Annotated in this window: 17 protein-coding genes and 1 tRNA gene; 9 read left to right on the forward strand and 9 right to left on the reverse strand. The window is 59.6% G+C overall.

All coding sequences use genetic code 11. The features are described from left to right. Nucleotides 1-350: 350 nt before the first annotated feature. Nucleotides 351-809 carry an Hsp20 family protein gene (locus HYP802_RS0106775; RefSeq protein WP_013946390.1) on the reverse strand — a complete coding sequence of 153 codons (459 nt, stop codon included), beginning with the start codon at nucleotides 807-809 and terminating at the stop codon, nucleotides 351-353. A gap of 211 nt (nucleotides 810-1020) precedes the next feature. Here HYP802_RS0106775 and HYP802_RS0106780 point away from each other — a divergent pair, with 211 nt between their 5' ends. Continuing rightward, nucleotides 1021-1992 (forward strand): alpha/beta hydrolase, encoded by a 972-nt coding sequence (locus tag HYP802_RS0106780; protein ID WP_013946392.1) that lies wholly within the window; start codon nucleotides 1021-1023, stop codon nucleotides 1990-1992. A gap of 2 nt (nucleotides 1993-1994) precedes the next feature. On the opposite strand, the gene hisN is transcribed toward HYP802_RS0106780, so the two are convergent. Continuing rightward, nucleotides 1995-2807 carry a histidinol-phosphatase gene (gene hisN / locus HYP802_RS0106785; RefSeq protein ID WP_013946393.1) on the reverse strand — a complete coding sequence of 271 codons (813 nt, stop codon included), beginning with the start codon at nucleotides 2805-2807 and terminating at the stop codon, nucleotides 1995-1997. A 554-nt stretch (nucleotides 2808-3361) separates the two neighbouring features. Continuing rightward, the gene (locus HYP802_RS0106790; protein WP_013946395.1) at nucleotides 3362-4261 is read right to left on the reverse strand and encodes an N-formylglutamate amidohydrolase; all 900 of its coding nucleotides are present in this window, start codon (nucleotides 4259-4261) and stop codon (nucleotides 3362-3364) included. 283 nt (nucleotides 4262-4544) lie between these two features. Between HYP802_RS0106790 and HYP802_RS0106795 the strand changes: the two genes are divergently transcribed. From HYP802_RS0106795 to HYP802_RS0106805, 3 genes are all read left to right on the forward strand, one after another. Further along, complete coding sequence (locus HYP802_RS0106795) at nucleotides 4545-4931, forward strand: response regulator (protein WP_013946396.1); 387 nt, start codon at nucleotides 4545-4547, stop codon at nucleotides 4929-4931. Nucleotides 4932-5017: 86 nt separating this feature from the next. Next, nucleotides 5018-5092 (forward strand) — tRNA-Val (locus tag HYP802_RS0106800). Nucleotides 5093-5373: 281 nt separating this feature from the next. Further along, nucleotides 5374-6264: a class I SAM-dependent methyltransferase gene (locus tag HYP802_RS0106805; protein ID WP_013946397.1), complete on the forward strand. Its 891-nt coding sequence runs from the start codon at nucleotides 5374-5376 to the stop codon at nucleotides 6262-6264. A 147-nt stretch (nucleotides 6265-6411) separates the two neighbouring features. Here the strand turns inward: HYP802_RS0106805 and HYP802_RS0106810 are convergent, their stop codons facing one another. Beyond that, entirely contained in the window at nucleotides 6412-6906 is a 495-nt protein-coding gene (locus tag HYP802_RS0106810; protein WP_013946398.1) for a cupin domain-containing protein, read from the reverse strand. A 412-nt stretch (nucleotides 6907-7318) separates the two neighbouring features. Here HYP802_RS0106810 and ykgO point away from each other — a divergent pair, with 412 nt between their 5' ends. Continuing rightward, nucleotides 7319-7444 carry a type B 50S ribosomal protein L36 gene (ykgO, locus tag HYP802_RS23180; RefSeq protein WP_013216601.1) on the forward strand — a complete coding sequence of 42 codons (126 nt, stop codon included), beginning with the start codon at nucleotides 7319-7321 and terminating at the stop codon, nucleotides 7442-7444. An 86-nt stretch (nucleotides 7445-7530) separates the two neighbouring features. Continuing rightward, the gene (locus tag HYP802_RS0106820; RefSeq protein WP_013946400.1) at nucleotides 7531-8253 is read left to right on the forward strand and encodes a tetratricopeptide repeat protein; all 723 of its coding nucleotides are present in this window, start codon (nucleotides 7531-7533) and stop codon (nucleotides 8251-8253) included. Nucleotides 8254-8270: 17 nt separating this feature from the next. On the opposite strand, the gene HYP802_RS0106825 is transcribed toward HYP802_RS0106820, so the two are convergent. The 4 genes from HYP802_RS0106825 to HYP802_RS0106840 form a co-directional block, all read right to left on the reverse strand. Further along, complete coding sequence (locus HYP802_RS0106825) at nucleotides 8271-8441, reverse strand: hypothetical protein (protein ID WP_155831171.1); 171 nt, start codon at nucleotides 8439-8441, stop codon at nucleotides 8271-8273. A 189-nt stretch (nucleotides 8442-8630) separates the two neighbouring features. Further along, entirely contained in the window at nucleotides 8631-10076 is a 1446-nt protein-coding gene (gene pyk, locus HYP802_RS0106830) for a pyruvate kinase (protein WP_013946403.1), read from the reverse strand. Then, entirely contained in the window at nucleotides 10073-10492 is a 420-nt protein-coding gene (locus HYP802_RS0106835) for a DUF1036 domain-containing protein (protein WP_085941688.1), read from the reverse strand. Before HYP802_RS0106835 ends, pyk begins: the two co-directional genes overlap by 4 nt. Nucleotides 10493-10593: 101 nt before the next feature. After that, nucleotides 10594-11889 carry a glycerate kinase gene (locus HYP802_RS0106840; protein ID WP_024275406.1) on the reverse strand — a complete coding sequence of 432 codons (1296 nt, stop codon included), beginning with the start codon at nucleotides 11887-11889 and terminating at the stop codon, nucleotides 10594-10596. A 176-nt stretch (nucleotides 11890-12065) separates the two neighbouring features. On the opposite strand from HYP802_RS0106840, the gene HYP802_RS0106845 reads away from it, so the two are divergent. The 3 genes from HYP802_RS0106845 to HYP802_RS0106855 all read left to right on the forward strand — a co-directional run bounded on the left by HYP802_RS0106845 (nucleotide 12066) and on the right by HYP802_RS0106855 (nucleotide 14181). Then, the gene (locus HYP802_RS0106845) at nucleotides 12066-12374 is read left to right on the forward strand and encodes a DUF1244 domain-containing protein (RefSeq protein WP_013946406.1); all 309 of its coding nucleotides are present in this window, start codon (nucleotides 12066-12068) and stop codon (nucleotides 12372-12374) included. A 268-nt stretch (nucleotides 12375-12642) separates the two neighbouring features. Then, nucleotides 12643-12939, forward strand: coding sequence for a DUF2312 domain-containing protein (locus HYP802_RS0106850; RefSeq protein ID WP_013946407.1), 297 nt, complete (start codon nucleotides 12643-12645; stop codon nucleotides 12937-12939). Nucleotides 12940-13251: 312 nt separating this feature from the next. Beyond that, nucleotides 13252-14181, forward strand: coding sequence for a hydrogen peroxide-inducible genes activator (locus tag HYP802_RS0106855; protein WP_024275407.1), 930 nt, complete (start codon nucleotides 13252-13254; stop codon nucleotides 14179-14181). A gap of 22 nt (nucleotides 14182-14203) precedes the next feature. Here the strand turns inward: HYP802_RS0106855 and HYP802_RS0106860 are convergent, their stop codons facing one another. After that, nucleotides 14204-15754 carry a DUF882 domain-containing protein gene (locus HYP802_RS0106860; protein WP_013946409.1) on the reverse strand — a complete coding sequence of 517 codons (1551 nt, stop codon included), beginning with the start codon at nucleotides 15752-15754 and terminating at the stop codon, nucleotides 14204-14206. Nucleotides 15755-15800: the final 46 nt, after the last annotated feature.

Consider the following 15800-nt stretch of genomic DNA (forward strand, 5'->3'; position numbering starts at 1 on the left):
GGCCCTGCAAACCGCATATCCTGTATTCGAGCACTTCTATTTCTCCCACGCCGCCACTCGGAAGCCGTAAAGCGACGCTACGGCCGATGCAAACGTCCGAGCTGTTCTCAGACGCCCACCCACCGGCGCACAAAGGACAGCAATGTTGACCTATCTAGCAAATTCTACAGATTTGACACTGCGGCACAAGCGGTAACACGCAGCCGTGGCAATGATCTTTTTCGGCAAGCTCCGAGCGAGTACCGGGCAACAAAATTTCCTATGGTCAGTGCAGGCCCGAAGGCAGGCAAAAAAAACGGCAACCCTGCCGAAGCAAGGCTGCCGTTCCAGGCTACACGAGAGACGTGAGGTTACGCAGCCGCTTTGGCTTCGAGCTGGTGGACGGGTTCACCCGTGCCGATCGCGATTGTCCGGGGCTTCTTGCTCTCCGGAACGTTGCGGACGAGATCTACGTGCAGGAGGCCGTTCTCGAATTTGGCGCCCGTCACATCGACGTGGTCGGCAAGCTGGAAGCGGCGCTCGAACGCGCGGGCGGCAATGCCGCGGTGAAGGTAGGTTTTGCCTTCGGCGTCAGCGGCCTTCTCGCCGGCGATCGAAAGGGTCTGCTCTTTGACCTCGATCTTCAGCTCGTCCTGGGAGAAGCCAGCAACAGCGAGCGTGATCCGGTAGGCGTTCTCGCCGGTGCGTTCGATGTTATAAGGCGGGTAGGTGGATTCGCTATCGAAGCTTACGGAGCGATCGAGCGCCTGGAACAGGCGGTCGAAACCGATAGCAGAACGGTAAAAGGGGGCAAATTCAGCGTGTCGCATGACATATCCTCCATGAGAAGCGACATGTAAAAACGGGCCAGTTGGCTCGGTTTTTCCAGTGCGGTCCCGCTTTGCGGCAACCACACTAAAAAGGTAGGAAGCCGAATATTCGCTTCAAGAGGCTGCCTGCCAAGATCATGTGTTAATCGCGTTGGTTCGCGTTTCTTCCTCAATATTTTCGCCTTGCGCGCATGAGCATGAAGAGCGGCAGATGAAACTGGTTTCGCTTTCGATCAATCCCGTTCCGAGCGGCGCCGAGGTATTGGCTTTCGACGGCTACGACCGCCGCAAGCTGCGCGCGGCGCTTTGGGAGGCCACGCGCGGGCCGGTGCGGGGCACCGTTATCATCGTGCAGGGGCGAGGCGAGTTCATCGAGAAGTATTTCGAGGTCGTTGCCGATCTCAGGCGGCGCGGCTTCGCCGTGGCAATCTTCGATTTGCGCGGGCAGGGTGGGTCCGAGCGTGTCTTGTCGAACCGGCATAAGGGGCACGTCGTCGCCTTCACCGAATACGACCGCGATCTAGCGATATTTATCGACGAGATCGTGCGGCCGAACCTGCCGGAGCCGTTCGTCGGGCTTGGTCATTCGCTCGGAGGCAACATTCTGCTGCGCGGGGCGCAGGACGAAGCGAGCCCGTTCTCGCGCATGATTCTGCTGTCGCCAATGATCGACATCCACGAGCGCATGCTCGGGGCGAGCCGACCGCTAGCGAAGGCTTATGCTTCGACGGCGTCGATGCTGGGGCTGGCGACCGCCTACGTTCGCGGTGGCACCGACCAGCCGAATGACCTCATGGCGTTCGAGAATAACAGGCTGACGAGCGATTACGTGCGCTGGTCGCGGGTGAAATCGATCATTGAGGCTGCGCCTGACTTGGCGCTCGGGTCGCCGACGGTCGGCTGGCTCCGGGCGGCGCTGAGAAGCTGCGCCATGCTTTCGCGACCCGATTATCCGAAATACGTGTGCGTGCCGATGATGCTCTTTGCTGCGGGCGCCGATCATGTCGTTTCGATGCAGGCGATCGAAGATTTTGCCGTCGATCTTAAATCCGGCGGCCACGTTCTGATGCCGGGTTCGCGGCATGAGATTCTGCAAGAGACAGACGCCATCCGGCAGCGGTTCTGGGCCGCTTTCGACGCCTACATGGGCGTCGAAACGTTGCCGTCGGAAGGTCGCCTATAAAACTAAATCTTGTTGAGCAGGGCCAGCACGTCTTCGTGCAGACGCGGATCGCCGGTCGCGATGATGTCACCACCGGACGAGGGGTCGCCGCCGGTCCATGTGGTGATCACCCCGCCGGCGCGCTCGATGATCGGGATGATGGCGACGATGTCGTAAGGCTTCAGGCCCGATTCGATGATGACGTCGACGAAGCCGGACGCGAGCAGGCAATAGCCGTAGCAGTCGCCGCCGTAACGGGTAAGGCGGGCTTTCGATTTGAGGGACGTGAGTGCTGCCGACTGCTCAGGGGTCTCAAACAGGTCGGGGTGCGTCGAGGTCAGAATCGCATCTTCGATCTTGGTGCATTCGCGCGTCTTGATACGGGCCGGACGGCCGCCGCGCAGACTGTGGTAGGCCGCCTTGTCGCCCGACCAGAAGCGCTCGCCGGTAAATGGCTGATCGACTAAGCCAAAGATCGGTTGGTCGTCCTTCATCACCCCGATCAGCGTACCCCAAAGCGGGGAGCCCATGATGAAGGCGCGGGTGCCGTCGATCGGGTCGATGACCCACTTATAGGAGCTGGTGCCGGGACGCGTGCCGAACTCCTCGCCGACGATGCCATGGTCGGGGAAGCGGGTTGAGAGCGCCTGGACGATCGCTTTCTCGGCGCCCCGGTCGGCCTTCGTCACGGGATCGAAAGCTCCGCCAGCCGCCTTGTTTTCCACAGGCATTGGTTTACGAAAATGCTTGAGGATAACGGAGCCGGAAATATCGGCCAGCTCCTGCGCGACGCGGACAAGGGCCTGAAATTCGGTCGCCGGCACACGTTCCGCCACGCGGTCACCCTGAGATTTCAATTGTTTGACAGACGCTCCTGATAGCGCCAGTTGCTATGCCGTTATAGAGCAAGGTTGAACTAGATACATATTAGTAACGTAAGTTGTGGCGAGCTGGATACAGCCACCTTTTAATGTGCTAGTGCAATACGCGTTTAGATTGCGATGCGCCACGAACCGGCTCATCGTGATGGCTGCGAGTGCGATGACACGCTTCACCGCTTTCGCTGCCCAATTTGGGCGTTTCCTCCCTAGACTTGGGCCGTTCGGGTTCGGACGGCCTTTCTTTATTGAGAATTTTCCTGCCCGCAGTGGTTGCGCCAAGCTTAGGCGCTTGAAATGCCTGAATTTTAGCCTTGCACTTTTTGATGGCCAGATTTGCGGAAAACGCATTTGCTGGTGATGCGCTGCACCTTTAATTTTTGCAGTGCGATATGTGAGCTCCGCTCGCGCTTCGCAGCCCTCCTTGGGCGTTTCCTCCCTAGACTTGGGCCGTTCGTGGAATTCGGACGGCCCTTTTTCTATGGTGAATCCGATGCCTCGGAGCGCGCCCTTTATTCGGCGGCGGCGCGGTAGTCGAGAATGCCCGGCACCTCGCGGAACAGCGTCGATACGATATCGATCAGAACTTCAGACAGGCGCTGATAGCCTGAGTTCTCCTGGAACGTCAGTTCATTGATATAGAGCCCGCGGTTGATTTCGAGCTGGATGGCGTGGGTGCCTCGTCCGGGACGGCCGTGGTGCTCGGTGATGTAGCCGCCGGCATACGGACGGTTCAACTGCACTTTGAAACCACGCCGCTGGAATTCGTCGCGGATAAGAAGCGTGAGGCGCGGATCGGCGGATGCGCCGAAGCGATCGCCGATGACGATGTCGGGGCGCTGGGCGCCGCCGGGCGCCATCGCCGTCGACGGCATCGAATGACAATCAATTAGGACGGCATAGCCGAAGTTTTCCCGTGTCTGCGTGACTAGACGGGAAAGCTCTGCGTGGAAGGGAAAATAAAGCTGCTCGATGCGCGCCAACACGTTTTCGAGGCGCAGCCGCGAGGGGTAGATCTCCTCGCCGTCGGCAACGATGCGGGCGACAGTACCGAGCCCGCCGGCGACGCGGATCGACTGCGTGTTGGCGTGGGCGGGCAGCGGTTCGAGCACCAGTTCCGGGTCGAGTTCATAGGGCTCGCGGTTGAGATCGAGATAGGCGCGGGGAAAACGCGCGCTGATGAGCGGCGCGCCAAGGCTCGCTACGGGGCGGAACAGCTTGTCGACAAAGCAATCTTCAGAACGGCGTAGCGTTTTCGGGTCAAGCCTGGAAATGGCTAGAAATTCCGGCGGATAGAGGCGGCCGGAATGCGGTGACGAGAATACGAACGGCACGCCCTGTGTCCGCGGCGACAGGACATCGTAGGACGGGAAAAATGCGCTGGGCACGTCGTGGGATCTATCGTCGGGCATGGTGCGGCGTTGTCTCGTTCAGATCCCGGCTTGAGAATGTTTGTTCAGAGCGGCCTACATTGCCAACGGTGCGGCGCGAAGTCCATGCAAGACTTTTAATGTGATGCGGATTGCACATAGCTTACGCGCGACAATGCCGTTTCCAGGTAAATAAGCATTCCGCCACGAAGTCGAGCGATCCTTTCCACAGTTTCATGCTCCGTTTACCTAAGTTGGGCCAAGTTTGCGTACGACGAGATATGGGGTATTTCTCGTCCGGGGTTTTCGCACATTCAGAGTAGCCATGACCGCTAAGCCATCCAGCCTGCCGATCCGTCGCATCTTGCTTGCCGAGGATGACGACTCCATGCGCGGCTTTCTCGTTAAGGCGCTGGAGAAAGCGAACTACGATGTCGTCGCTTTCGAAAACGGCGAAGACGCCTACGACCGGCTGAAATCCGAGCCCTTCACGCTGCTGCTGACGGATATCGTCATGCCCAAGATGGACGGCATCGAACTGGCGCGGCGCGCCAGCGAAATCGATCCCGATCTCAAGATCATGTTCATCACCGGCTTTGCGGCGGTCGTGCTCAATAGTGAAAACCAGCCGCCAAAAGACGCACGTGTTCTTTCCAAGCCCTTCCATCTCAAGGACTTGGTGAAGGAAGTCGACCGCTTGCTGGCAGCTTGAAATGGCCTTTCGACGATAATCGTCAAATTGCGGCGTTCCGGGGCTTGACCTGGGTATCGCTAACCCTCTAGAAGCTCGTTTCTTCCGGGCACTTAGCTCAGCGGTAGAGCACTACCTTGACATGGTAGGGGTCAGAGGTTCGATCCCTCTAGTGCCCACCATCGAAGCCTCTGGTTTCTTTGGTTTTCCGGAACGCCTGCGGTCTTTCCCATCATTGCCCGTCTATTGATCTGACTTGAGCGTCGAGGACGAGAATCCGCGCTTTTAGACCGAAAGAAGCGGGCCTTCGTGAGCTTTAGGCGGGCATCGGGGATTGTCGGTATACGTCCTTTAGCCGAATGGGCTTTTACCATTTTGCCGCACTAGCATCGGCATTATGGCGCACGCGGATAATATTTTTCAGTGTCCTGTAACTGGCCGTCCCCTTCGGCGGCGAGGCGATATGTATGTCACGGACGATGAAGTCGGGAGCTATCGCGTCTTCGATGACATCGCAGTGCTTCTTCCGCAGGTGAATGAGCCGACAACCCCATCGAATATCATTGATTGGTATGATTCATTCGGGTGGGCGCAGAATGCCAATGGCAAATTCAAAGAAACAGACGCTCTCAACGAAGCCAAACAGGTACAAATCGAGCATACCAGTCACTGCATTTCCCGGCTGAGCAAATATTTCGAAAAGGGTGGCGACTATATTGTCGACGTTGGGAGCGGCCCGATCGCGCATCCAGAACTTCTCAGTTATGGGCAAAATTTCAAGAAGCGTATTTGCATTGATCTCTCAATCACCGGTCTGCGGCAAGCCAAACAAAAGCTCAGCGATAGGGGCATTTACGTCCAAGGGGACGCAACGAGGCTTCCTCTCGTTAGCGGCTCGATCGATGCGATCACATGCAATCACCTCATCTATCAATTGCCCGTCCATCTGCAGAGGCCGGCTATCTTGGAACTGTGGCGCGTTTTGAAACCTGGCGGGGTCGCGGTGATCGTCTATAGATGGCTCCACTCCGGATTTGCATTCCGGCTTGAGAAGCTCGCTTCAAAATTTGGTATAGGCGAAGAAGTGGCCGGGGCATCCGATCACGTTCCGGAACGTGATCCTGATGAGCCGCAACTGCGAAGATGGTTTGAAGAACAGCACTGGCCCTTCACCTACTCATACGACTGTTATCGTTTGATCGATAACGAGTTCATGCGCCGATATGTCAGCAATGATTGGCGTGGCCGGTTGTTTCTTAACACATTGCTATCGATGCAGCGTTGTCTACCTTCACAGTGCGGAAGATATGGCCTGTTTCCTGCTATCGTTATCCACAAGCCGTCGTTGAATTAAGCTGAGGCCTTCGTCCGACTGGCGGCCCTCGGCAACTGATACAACATACCCTCGAAATCCAACGTCAGGTCGGCCGAGCCCGGAAAGGATTTCGGTTTCGCCGCGAGTGGGCGCCTGTCACCCGCCGAGAGTGGCGATTGCCGATCCCTATTTGCGCGGATCGTCGGCAGGATTGATGTATTTGATGTTCCACGGACCGGTCGCGGTGAGGAGAACGACGGTTTCTTCCTGGTTCCACAGATAGTGTGCGTGGCCAGCGGGCAATGTGAAGCTAGCGCCGACGCCGAGCTTGCTGCCCTTCTCGCGATCCAGCTTTTCTCCCATGCCGTTCCAAACGGTGCCCTGTAGAACGGTGATCACTTCAGCGAAGGGATGAGTGTGAGCTGGAATCTCATAGTTCGCCGGGAATTTTAGATAGGCCATAAAGACGCCGGGCTTGCTGGGGTCGCCTATGACGAGCGCACTTTTTGCGCCTTTGGGGAGCAGCGGCTCATCTTTCCATGCAATGGTGCCCAGCTCGAAATTTTCCATTTTGTCTGTCGTCAACCGCTGGATTTGGTCGTCCTGGGCGAACGCATATGTCGACAGCGCTGCAGCAACCCCCAGGCTTGCCAATCCTGCAACCAAAATTCTGATGCGCATTTTCTCTCACCTCGTCTCTATGCGAGCAGTTGGAGCACCGCATAAATAGGCGCGGAGATGGGATGGCAACGGCGATTTGCCTACTCAGCGCCGGGAAAATTGCCCGTATCGACGAACTCGGGCGACGTCTTGGGCGCTTCCTGCACTAAGCCCGTCCCGTCAGCGTTTCTATCCGCAGTGAGCAAATCTCCTAGGGCGTCATGGGGCAAAGTTGCCCAAATGTTCAGAAACAGCAGGATTTGGGGGAGGGAGCGCCGAAAAACCACGGCGAAATTCGCATAAAAGCGCACAAAGGCACTTGGCCTCGGCCAAAAAATCGCTAAAACGCAGGCTTCATCCCGCAGCTTCGCCCCGTCTCGATGGGGTTGGAGGTTCAGCCTCCAGCTGTCCACCAGCTTTAACCGGTGTCGTTATGAAAGTTAGAAACTCTTTGAAGTCCCTGCGCTCGCGGCACCGCGATAATCGCGTCGTACGCCGTAAAGGCCGGGTCTACGTCATTAACAAGACTCACCGTCGCTTCAAGGCCCGTCAGGGCTGAGGCGCTGCCGGCGTCGTATGCGACGTTACGGCGAATTCACCAGAGTCTTTTTGACCAAATGCCATGCCCCGGATTAATTTCGGGGCATGATTTTTCCTGCGCGCCTTCTTATAGGTCTTCTGATCCTCGCGGGCGGGGCGGCAAACGCTGCCGCCGATGATGAGCTGTTGAAGACCCAGCCGTTCCCTGCCGAGCCGGCGCCCGCGCCGCAACCGCCTCCTGCCGTCAAGAAAGCGCCGCCGGTGGCGCCGTCTCCCGGCGCTCAAGCGCATCAGAAAGGGCCGCCGGGGCTGATGGGCCTGCCGTGGCCGCAGACACCGGAACAGGTCTCCAAGACCCTCGACAATCTCTACGCCTATCTCGCGACCGAAGGCGACCATCGTCAGGCGGGCGAGATCAGCGGTGTCATCGAGCGGCTCTGGCGTATGCAGGGCGGCGATACCGTCAATCTGCTGATCGATCGCGGTGAGCTGTTCTCGGCGCAGAATCAAAACGAGAAGGCTCTGCCTTTCCTCGATGCGGCCGTCGAACTCGAGCCACAGTATGCGGAGGCCTGGAGCCATCGCGCCTATATCGAATACCGGATGAACAACTACGCAGCGGCGCTGGGTGATCTGAGACGGGCGCTCGCCCTTGAGCCGAATAATTTCCGGGCGCTTGACGGCATGGCCAAGATCCTCGTGCAGATGGGCGAGAAAAAAGCTGCGCTCGAAGTCTACGATCAGCTCCTCAAAGTTCATCCGAACATCGAGGGCGGCGAAAAGGCGCGCGACGAACTGAAGAAAGAAGTCGAAGGTCAGGGTATCTGAAGCCTTCGTTTTCGCGCCTAGGTCAGGAGCCAGCGGAAGGCGAGTTTCAGTTCACTTACGGCGTGGGATTCGTACCAGCGGCCGTGCGCCACGATGATGCGTTCTGGGTTCCAGCCGATCATCGTTTCGATGGCTTTGCGAAACTCCGTTTTTTCCTTCGAAAACGTTGCGCGGAGATCGCGCGGCATGGCGCCGTTCGGAGCGAGGCAACCGCCGAGGCGGGCCAGCAAGTGCGAAGCCGATCAGCGGACCGTCTACGAGCCACACGTTTTCCGCGACCGGCTTCAGGGTGTTGAGCGGCAGGTAGGTTTGTTTTGCATCGTCGCCGTGCATCTTCAAAACGTGGGTGAAGACCGGCGAGATGCAATAAAGGCGGCTTACACCTCTTCCGCGATCGGTGCGCCGGAATCGTCGATGAAGGCGATGCGGATCATGTTCGTCGCACCGGGGCTACCGAGCGGAACACCGGCGGTGATTAAAATGCCCTCTCGTGCCTTGACCAAGCCTTCCTCGAACGCGATGCGGCATGCCTTGCGCACCATGTGCGAGAGGTTTTCGGGGTCGCCCGTCAGGATGGTATGGACGCCCCAGACCAGGGCCAGCCGACGTGCCGTCGATTCAACCGGCGTCAGACCGATGACCGGAATTCCGGGGCGTTCGCGCGTGACGCGTAGCACCGTCGAGCCGGTCGCCGTGTAGCAGACGATGGCGCCAAGCTTCACCGTGTCGGCGATGGCGGATGCGGCTGCGGCGATAGCGTCAGCACCGGTCGGCAGCGGCTCGGTCTGTGTCGCGTAGAGCATCGGCTCGTAGACCGGATCGTGCTCAACCTCGCGGGCGATCTTGTCCATCATCTGGATGGCTTCGACCGGATATTGGCCAACGGCGCTTTCGGCCGACAGCATGATCGCGTCGGCGCCGTCGAACACTGCAGTCGCGACGTCGGAGACTTCGGCGCGCGTCGGCATCGGCGAGGAGATCATGCTTTCGAGCATCTGCGTCGCGACGATGACGGGCTTGCCAGCGGCGCGCGACAGTCTCGTGATCTTCTTCTGGATGCCGGGCACCTTCTCGACCGGCATTTCGACGCCAAGATCGCCGCGCGCGACCATGATTGCGTCGGACGCCGCGATCACCTCTTCGAGTGCTGCGACAGCGGACGGCTTTTCGATCTTGGAGAGAATGGCGGCGCGATTGCCGATTAGGCGGCGCACCTCGTGCACGTCTTCGGCGCGCTGGACGAACGACAAGGCAACCCAATCGACGCCGAGTTTCAGCGCGTGTGCCAGGTCGGCCTTGTCTTTTTCCGTAAGCGGACTGATTGGCAGCAGCGTGTCGGGCATCGAAATGCCCTTGCGGCTTGCGAGCATACCACCGGTCGTGATCTCGGCCTTGATTTGCACGGGCGACGCTTCGATGACGCGCATGCGCAGCTTGCCGTCGTCAAGGACGAGGTTGTGGCCCGGCTGGATGGCTTCGAAAATCTGCTCGTGCGGCAGGTAAACGCGTTCTTCCGAACCGAGCGTTTCGTCGCGATCGAACTTGAAGATCGCGCCGGTCGGCACGTTGATGCGGCCGGCGTCAAAATTGCCGATGCGGAACTTCGGACCTTGCAAGTCGGCAAGGATGCCGATGGGATGGCGATGGCGCGCGGCGCAGGCGCGCACGGTGTTATAGAGCGCCTTCGAACCGTCGTGGGTCGAGTGGCTCATGTTAATACGGAAGACATCGACGCCCGCCATGAACAGGCGCTCGACCATCTCGGGGGAGGCAGACGCGGGTCCAAGCGTCGCTACAATCTTGACCCGCCGATTACGTCTCATTTGTCTGCATTTCCTTGGCCCGGATCGGTGAGGCGGATGGTCCACTCCTTCGCCTCGCCAGTATCTACTTCGAAAAATCCGGTGCGCTTATATCCGCGTTTCACGCAATCCTGAACCCCCCGGATGGCAAAGGACTTTTCTGTCGTGCACATGTCGTTTTTGCCGCCCCATTCGCCGCCGCGATCGTAATCGACGGCGTGGACGTAAACGTAGCGGCTCGGCAAGGCTCCCTTCAGAAGCGTCTCGCAGGTTTGCGATGCGATATTCCACCAGCCTTCCGTCGCCCAGCCTGTGGTGTCCTGATAACCAATCGCGACGCCCACCCGGCTTGATGTCGCGTTGCAAAGCTTCAGGTCGGCATGTGCCGCCGACGTGTAAACACATAAGGCCAACGAAAAGATGACGTGCCGGACAATGGCGCGCGAAGAATTGCGGGATGGCAAGTCAGAAGCTCCAATTCCTATAGCGGAGAGTTCTGGTTGTGTCCCCAGCCGTTCGCCAACGCCGTGTGTCTTGCTTACGGATCGACAAGGATGACCCGGAAATCGTTGACGTTGGTTTGGGTCGGGCCACACAGAATAAGATCGCCTATGGGGCGAAAGAAACCCGTCGAGTCGTTGTTCTCCAGGAACTTGGCGGCATTGAGATTTTGTGACGCAGCCCGTGCGAGCGTATCGGGGAAAACCATGGCGCCTGCCGGATCGCTGTGGTGTCCGCCACCGCCGTCGATGCCGTCGGTGTCGCCAGCGAGGCCGGCGATGCCCGGCGTGCCATTCAATGCGATGGCGAGGCCGAGGGCGTATTCCTGGTTGGGGCCGCCGGAGCCGTTGCCGCGTACAGTGACGGTCAATTCGCCACCGGACATAATCGCGACCTTTTCGCCCTTAGCTTTCGCTTCGAGCGCCATCTCGGCGTGCTTGCGGGCGACCTCGTGCGCTTCGCCTTCAAGATCGTCGCCAAGCATGATGGTGCGATAGCCGAGATCGCGTGCGATGGCGCCAGCAGCTTCGATCGAAGCGCGCGGTGCGGCGACGATTTCGTAAGTCGAATTGGCGAGCTTTGGATCGCCGGCTTTCAGCGTTTCGTTTTTCGGATCGTCGAGCGCTTTCGCGATCTCGGGCGACGGCGTGATCTTCCATTTGGCGAGCACGGCGCGTGCGTCCGCTAGCGTCGAGCGGTCGGCGACGGTCGGGCCGGAGCCGATCTCGTCGGGATTGTCGCCCGGCACGTCGGAGATAGCGAGCGTTAGCAAGCGCGCCGGATAGACGGCGGCTGCGAGCTTGCCACCTTTGACTTCGGAGAGGTGCTTGCGCACGCAATTCATTTCCGAGATCGGTGCTCCGGATTTCAGCAGCTGTTTGGTCAGGGCCTGCTTGGCTTCGAAGCTGACATCCGGCACCGGAGCTGCCCAGATCGCCGAAGCGCCACCCGACAGCAGGCAAAGAACGAGATCGTTCGGCCCGGCGCTCTTCGCCAGCGCAATGGCGCGTTCGGCACCAACGATGGAATTTGCGTCGGGAACGGGGTGGCCCGCTTCCAGGATTTCGATGATCTTGGTCGGCAAGCCGAAGCCGTGGCGCGTCGAGATAAGGCCCGAGATTTTGCCGGCTTCGCCGGTTGCGATGTAATGCTCTTCGGCTGCGACGGCCATCGCGGCAGAGCCCTTGCCGGCACCGATGATGATGATCCGGCCGCCTTCGGGGACCTTGGGCAGGTGCGCAGGCAGGCAAACCGCGGGGTGGGCCGTCCGATAAGCGGTTTCGAACAGCGTGCTCAAAGTCTCGCGGACGCCGCCGTTCGTGCCGTCTTTCATAGTGTCTCCCTAGGCCGATGCCTGCTTGTTATCTCATTATTGGGGGTCTGGTTTGCGCAAACGCTCCGTCCCCGTCAAGGCATCAGAGGCCGCAGCTTAGGCGGGGCTTTCGGGTGGCCGGAATGGTGCTTATGTCGTAAGCCCGTCGCAGGATCCTGCCGGTCAAGGAGTTGGCCATGAAGACTTTCGATCCGCAAACGACAATTGAACTCGAAGCCGCGGTATTCCGGCGTCTGGTCGAGCATTTGCGGTCGCGAACGGACGTTCAGAACATCGATATGATGAATTTGGCCGGGTTCTGCCGGAATTGCTTGGCGACGTGGATGTCGGACGCGGCGGAGGGCAAGGGGCTCGAATTGTCCAAGGATGACGCCCGCGAAATCGTCTACGGCATGCCGTTCCAGGAGTGGAAAGCCAAGCATCAGACCGAAGCGTCGCCCGATAAACAGGCGGCCTTCGAACAGAACCGGCCGAGAGATCATTAATCGTGGTCCCCGGCGACTCGCGTTCCGCGAGCCGGCCGCCGGGGACGGCTTTGGAGCAAGCAGTCGGCCGGCTTTTTGTTGCGCCTTGCGACTCTCCTTTGGAGAGCCGGCCGCAAGGCGCGGCACCGCAGCGACTCACAAACGCTCCGCGACATATACAACGTCAAGATGGCGGACCAAATTTATCCCTTTGGATAGCGGGGATCGCCGCCTTGCTGTGGCCGACGCTCGCCGTTAGCGTCGGCGGAACAAGACAGCAGGAGTTCCCATGAGCACGCTTCAAGCCTCGGCGCAAAATCAGCTGCGCCAGTTCGTCGAACAGATCGAACGCCTCGAAGAGGAAAAGAAGCAGCTCGCGGCCGATATCCGTGACAAATACACGGAAGCCAAGGCCGTCGGCTTCGACGTCAAGGCGCTGCGCCAGATCGTTCGGCTGCGCAAGAAGAGCAACCAGGAGCGCCAAGAAGAAGAGAGCATCCTGGAAGTCTACATGCATGCGCTGGGAATGTTGGATCAGGCACCCAATACGGAAGCGCTTGCCGACGCGATGATGGCCGCTGAGTAAGTGAGTCTTTAGTTGCGCCCTGCGACTCGCGTTCCGCGAGCCGGCGGCGGCTTCGATTGGCCGGTCGCCAGCGTGGGCTTTCATTGCCGGCCGCAAGGCGCGGTAACGCCGATCTGCAACCCGTAATAAAACAGCACCGCCCAGTCCCCATTCGGCGCTGAGGAAAAGGCGGTGCTGGCGACAGCAGTCTTTCGACTGCCACCTCTGTGCGCGCGGAAATGTGATTGGTTCTGCGCGTCTTCAGGTTCACCCTAATGCCCGGTCGTGATAAGGACAAATCGCTATTTCTTGCGCTGGGCATTAGACCTTCTGATGGTTCACGTCACACTCAAGCAGCTCCGGTATTTTGACGCGCTCGCGCGCGAACAGCATTTCGGCCGCGCCGCCGATGCCTGCGCGGTCACGCAGCCTGCATTGTCGATGCAGATTCAGGATCTTGAAGCCTCATTGGGCATTGCGCTCGTCGAGCGAACGCGCAGCGGCATCAAGCTGACGCCGAAGGGCGAGGAAATCGCGCTACGCGCGCAGCGGCTTCTCAACGACGTCCGCAATCTCGTCGATTATGCGCAGCACGCGGGCGGCCTTCTATCCGGGACGCTTCGGCTGGGTGTCATTCCGTCGGTTGCGCCGTATCTGCTGCCGCCGCTTCTGCCGCTGCTGAAGGAGCATCATCCCGATCTCGAACTGCACGTTCGCGAGACGCAGACGCAGGTTCTGACGGATGAGCTGGTCGAGGGGAAACTCGACGTGCTGCTCTTGGCTTTGCCGATCAAAAATCCGGATATCGAAACGTTACCCGTTTTCGAAGACCGGTTTTTGTTGGCGATGCCGAAAAGCCGAAAGCTCTCCGGCCGCGTGCGGGCAACGAAGGAGATGGTCGAGCACGACCGCCTTCTGCTGCTCGAAGAGGGGCATTGCCTGCGCGACCAGGCGCTCACCTATTGCAGCTTGCAGCAGGTCGATGATGTCAACACGTTCGGAGCGTCGAGCCTGTCGACTATCGTCGAGATGGTGTCGGCAGGTTTCGGAATCACGCTGCTGCCGGAGATCTGCATCGGCATCGAAAGCCGTGGCCGCGACATCAAGATGATCCGCTTCGTTGATCCTGAGCCGTCGCGGTCCATCGGGCTTGCGTGGCGTCGCTCAAGTCCGCGGCGTGCGGATTTTCTGGCGTTGGGCAAGTTCGTCAACGAGGCTGGGCAGGTGTCGCTTAAGCGCGGCGTTGCGGCGCTCGAGGCTTAGCGCCAGTCAACTTAGCGAATTGTCAGCGGGCGCTGGTCTGGACAGGGCGGTTCGAGATGCCCGTGGCGATGCGGCTGTCTTCCAGTTCCTTCAGGGCTTCGGCGTGCACGGCCTTGCCTTTGAATTGATCGCACCACATTGCTTCCGCCAATTGGCGTCCCGGCCGGAACCGCATTGGCTCAAGCGTATCGACATCATCCAGGACTTCGAGCGTAGCGGCGACGTCGGGAGCCTGCATCGGCGCGAGCGGCTTGTCGCGGGCCGTCGGTTCGTTGGTCAGAAACGGAGCAAGCGGGAAGGGGCGATAGTCCATCTCGTCGGGATGGTCTTCGTCGTAGGCCGGTGCCTGCGCCCATTCGGTCATGCTGGCCGGGCGCATATCGCTGACGGTTCCGGCCGCCGGATCGAGGCTTGCGACTTGAGCGATCGGCGCTTCCGAAGGTTTGCGATTTTCAGCCAAGGCTGCGGCGGCGAGCGCTTTCTGCGGGCGAACGGCGGGTCTTGGACCTTGGATGAGTTCCGGCAGCGGCATGGAGGCGGCGGACGCAACCAGATCATTGAGCTTGCTGCGATCGGCTTGCGACGGAACCGTGAAATGCGACGAGCGGTCGATCAGCCTCGGGACAGCGATTGCCTGTGATTGCCCATCGCTGGGTTCGAGCGATGCGACCGTCGATGCCGGCGCGAACGGGCGTATCGGTGGCGTGAGCAACGGGTCGGGCTCAGTCGTTATGTTGACGTTGCGACGCGTAGAGCCATCGGCGATTTTCGGGCGTGCGCCGAAACCCAATGAGGCGACCACGTTGAGATGCTTCTTCGGCGGGCTGACTTCGAGCGACGCCACCATGGTGCGCGAGGTTCCGGGCTCACGGCGGTCATGGAAGAATTCAGCGACCTGAGTTGCCAGATCGTGGAAGCGGCTCCGCGCGATTTTAACGTCGGCCGGGGTGATCGGACGGCCGTCGGCGGGCACGAATTTCGAGCGGCCGTTCGGAAAGAGCAGGGCAAGCTCCTGACGCGGCATGCGCGGCCACATGCGAACGTTGGCGGTGTCGATGTGAATGAAGGGGATGCCGGACGTCGGATAGTATCCGACGCCGCCGCGCTCACGGATCAGCGCGGAGTAGCGCATCTTCTTCAGCGGAATGTCGGGGAAGGTAATGTCGATCGCCTTGCCGGTGATGTGCTGGCTGAACCGCGCCTGACCGCCGCGCGTTTCGCGAAGCATTTCATTGGTGCTTGCCGTGCGGTAGCCGCAGATGATGTTGATCGGCTCCTTCGAGCCGAGTTCTTCGTGCATTTCCCAGGCGAGGTCGATAGTGGCGGGCGCGATCGTTATGATCTTGTTTTTGCGCCAGTCGCGCATGATGTAATTTATCTTGGTCATCGCCTCGGGAATGTATTTTCCATTCCGCTTGTAGACGATGGTCAGGCGTTCGTGTGTGTGGATGTGATAGAGGGAAATCACGCGCTCATTAGGCTGCCCGGCCGCCGTCATCTTGTCGGCGTTGAGACACACAGACAAAATCAGCGCGAGTGCGCCGAATACCAGCCCTGAGCGGCGAGCGGCCACGAATTCCCCCGTCCCTACTAAAAACATTCCGAGCCCGACTGGGGCC

The organism is Hyphomicrobium sp. 802 (assembly GCF_000526135.1).
GTDB lineage: Bacteria > Pseudomonadota > Alphaproteobacteria > Rhizobiales > Hyphomicrobiaceae > Hyphomicrobium_B.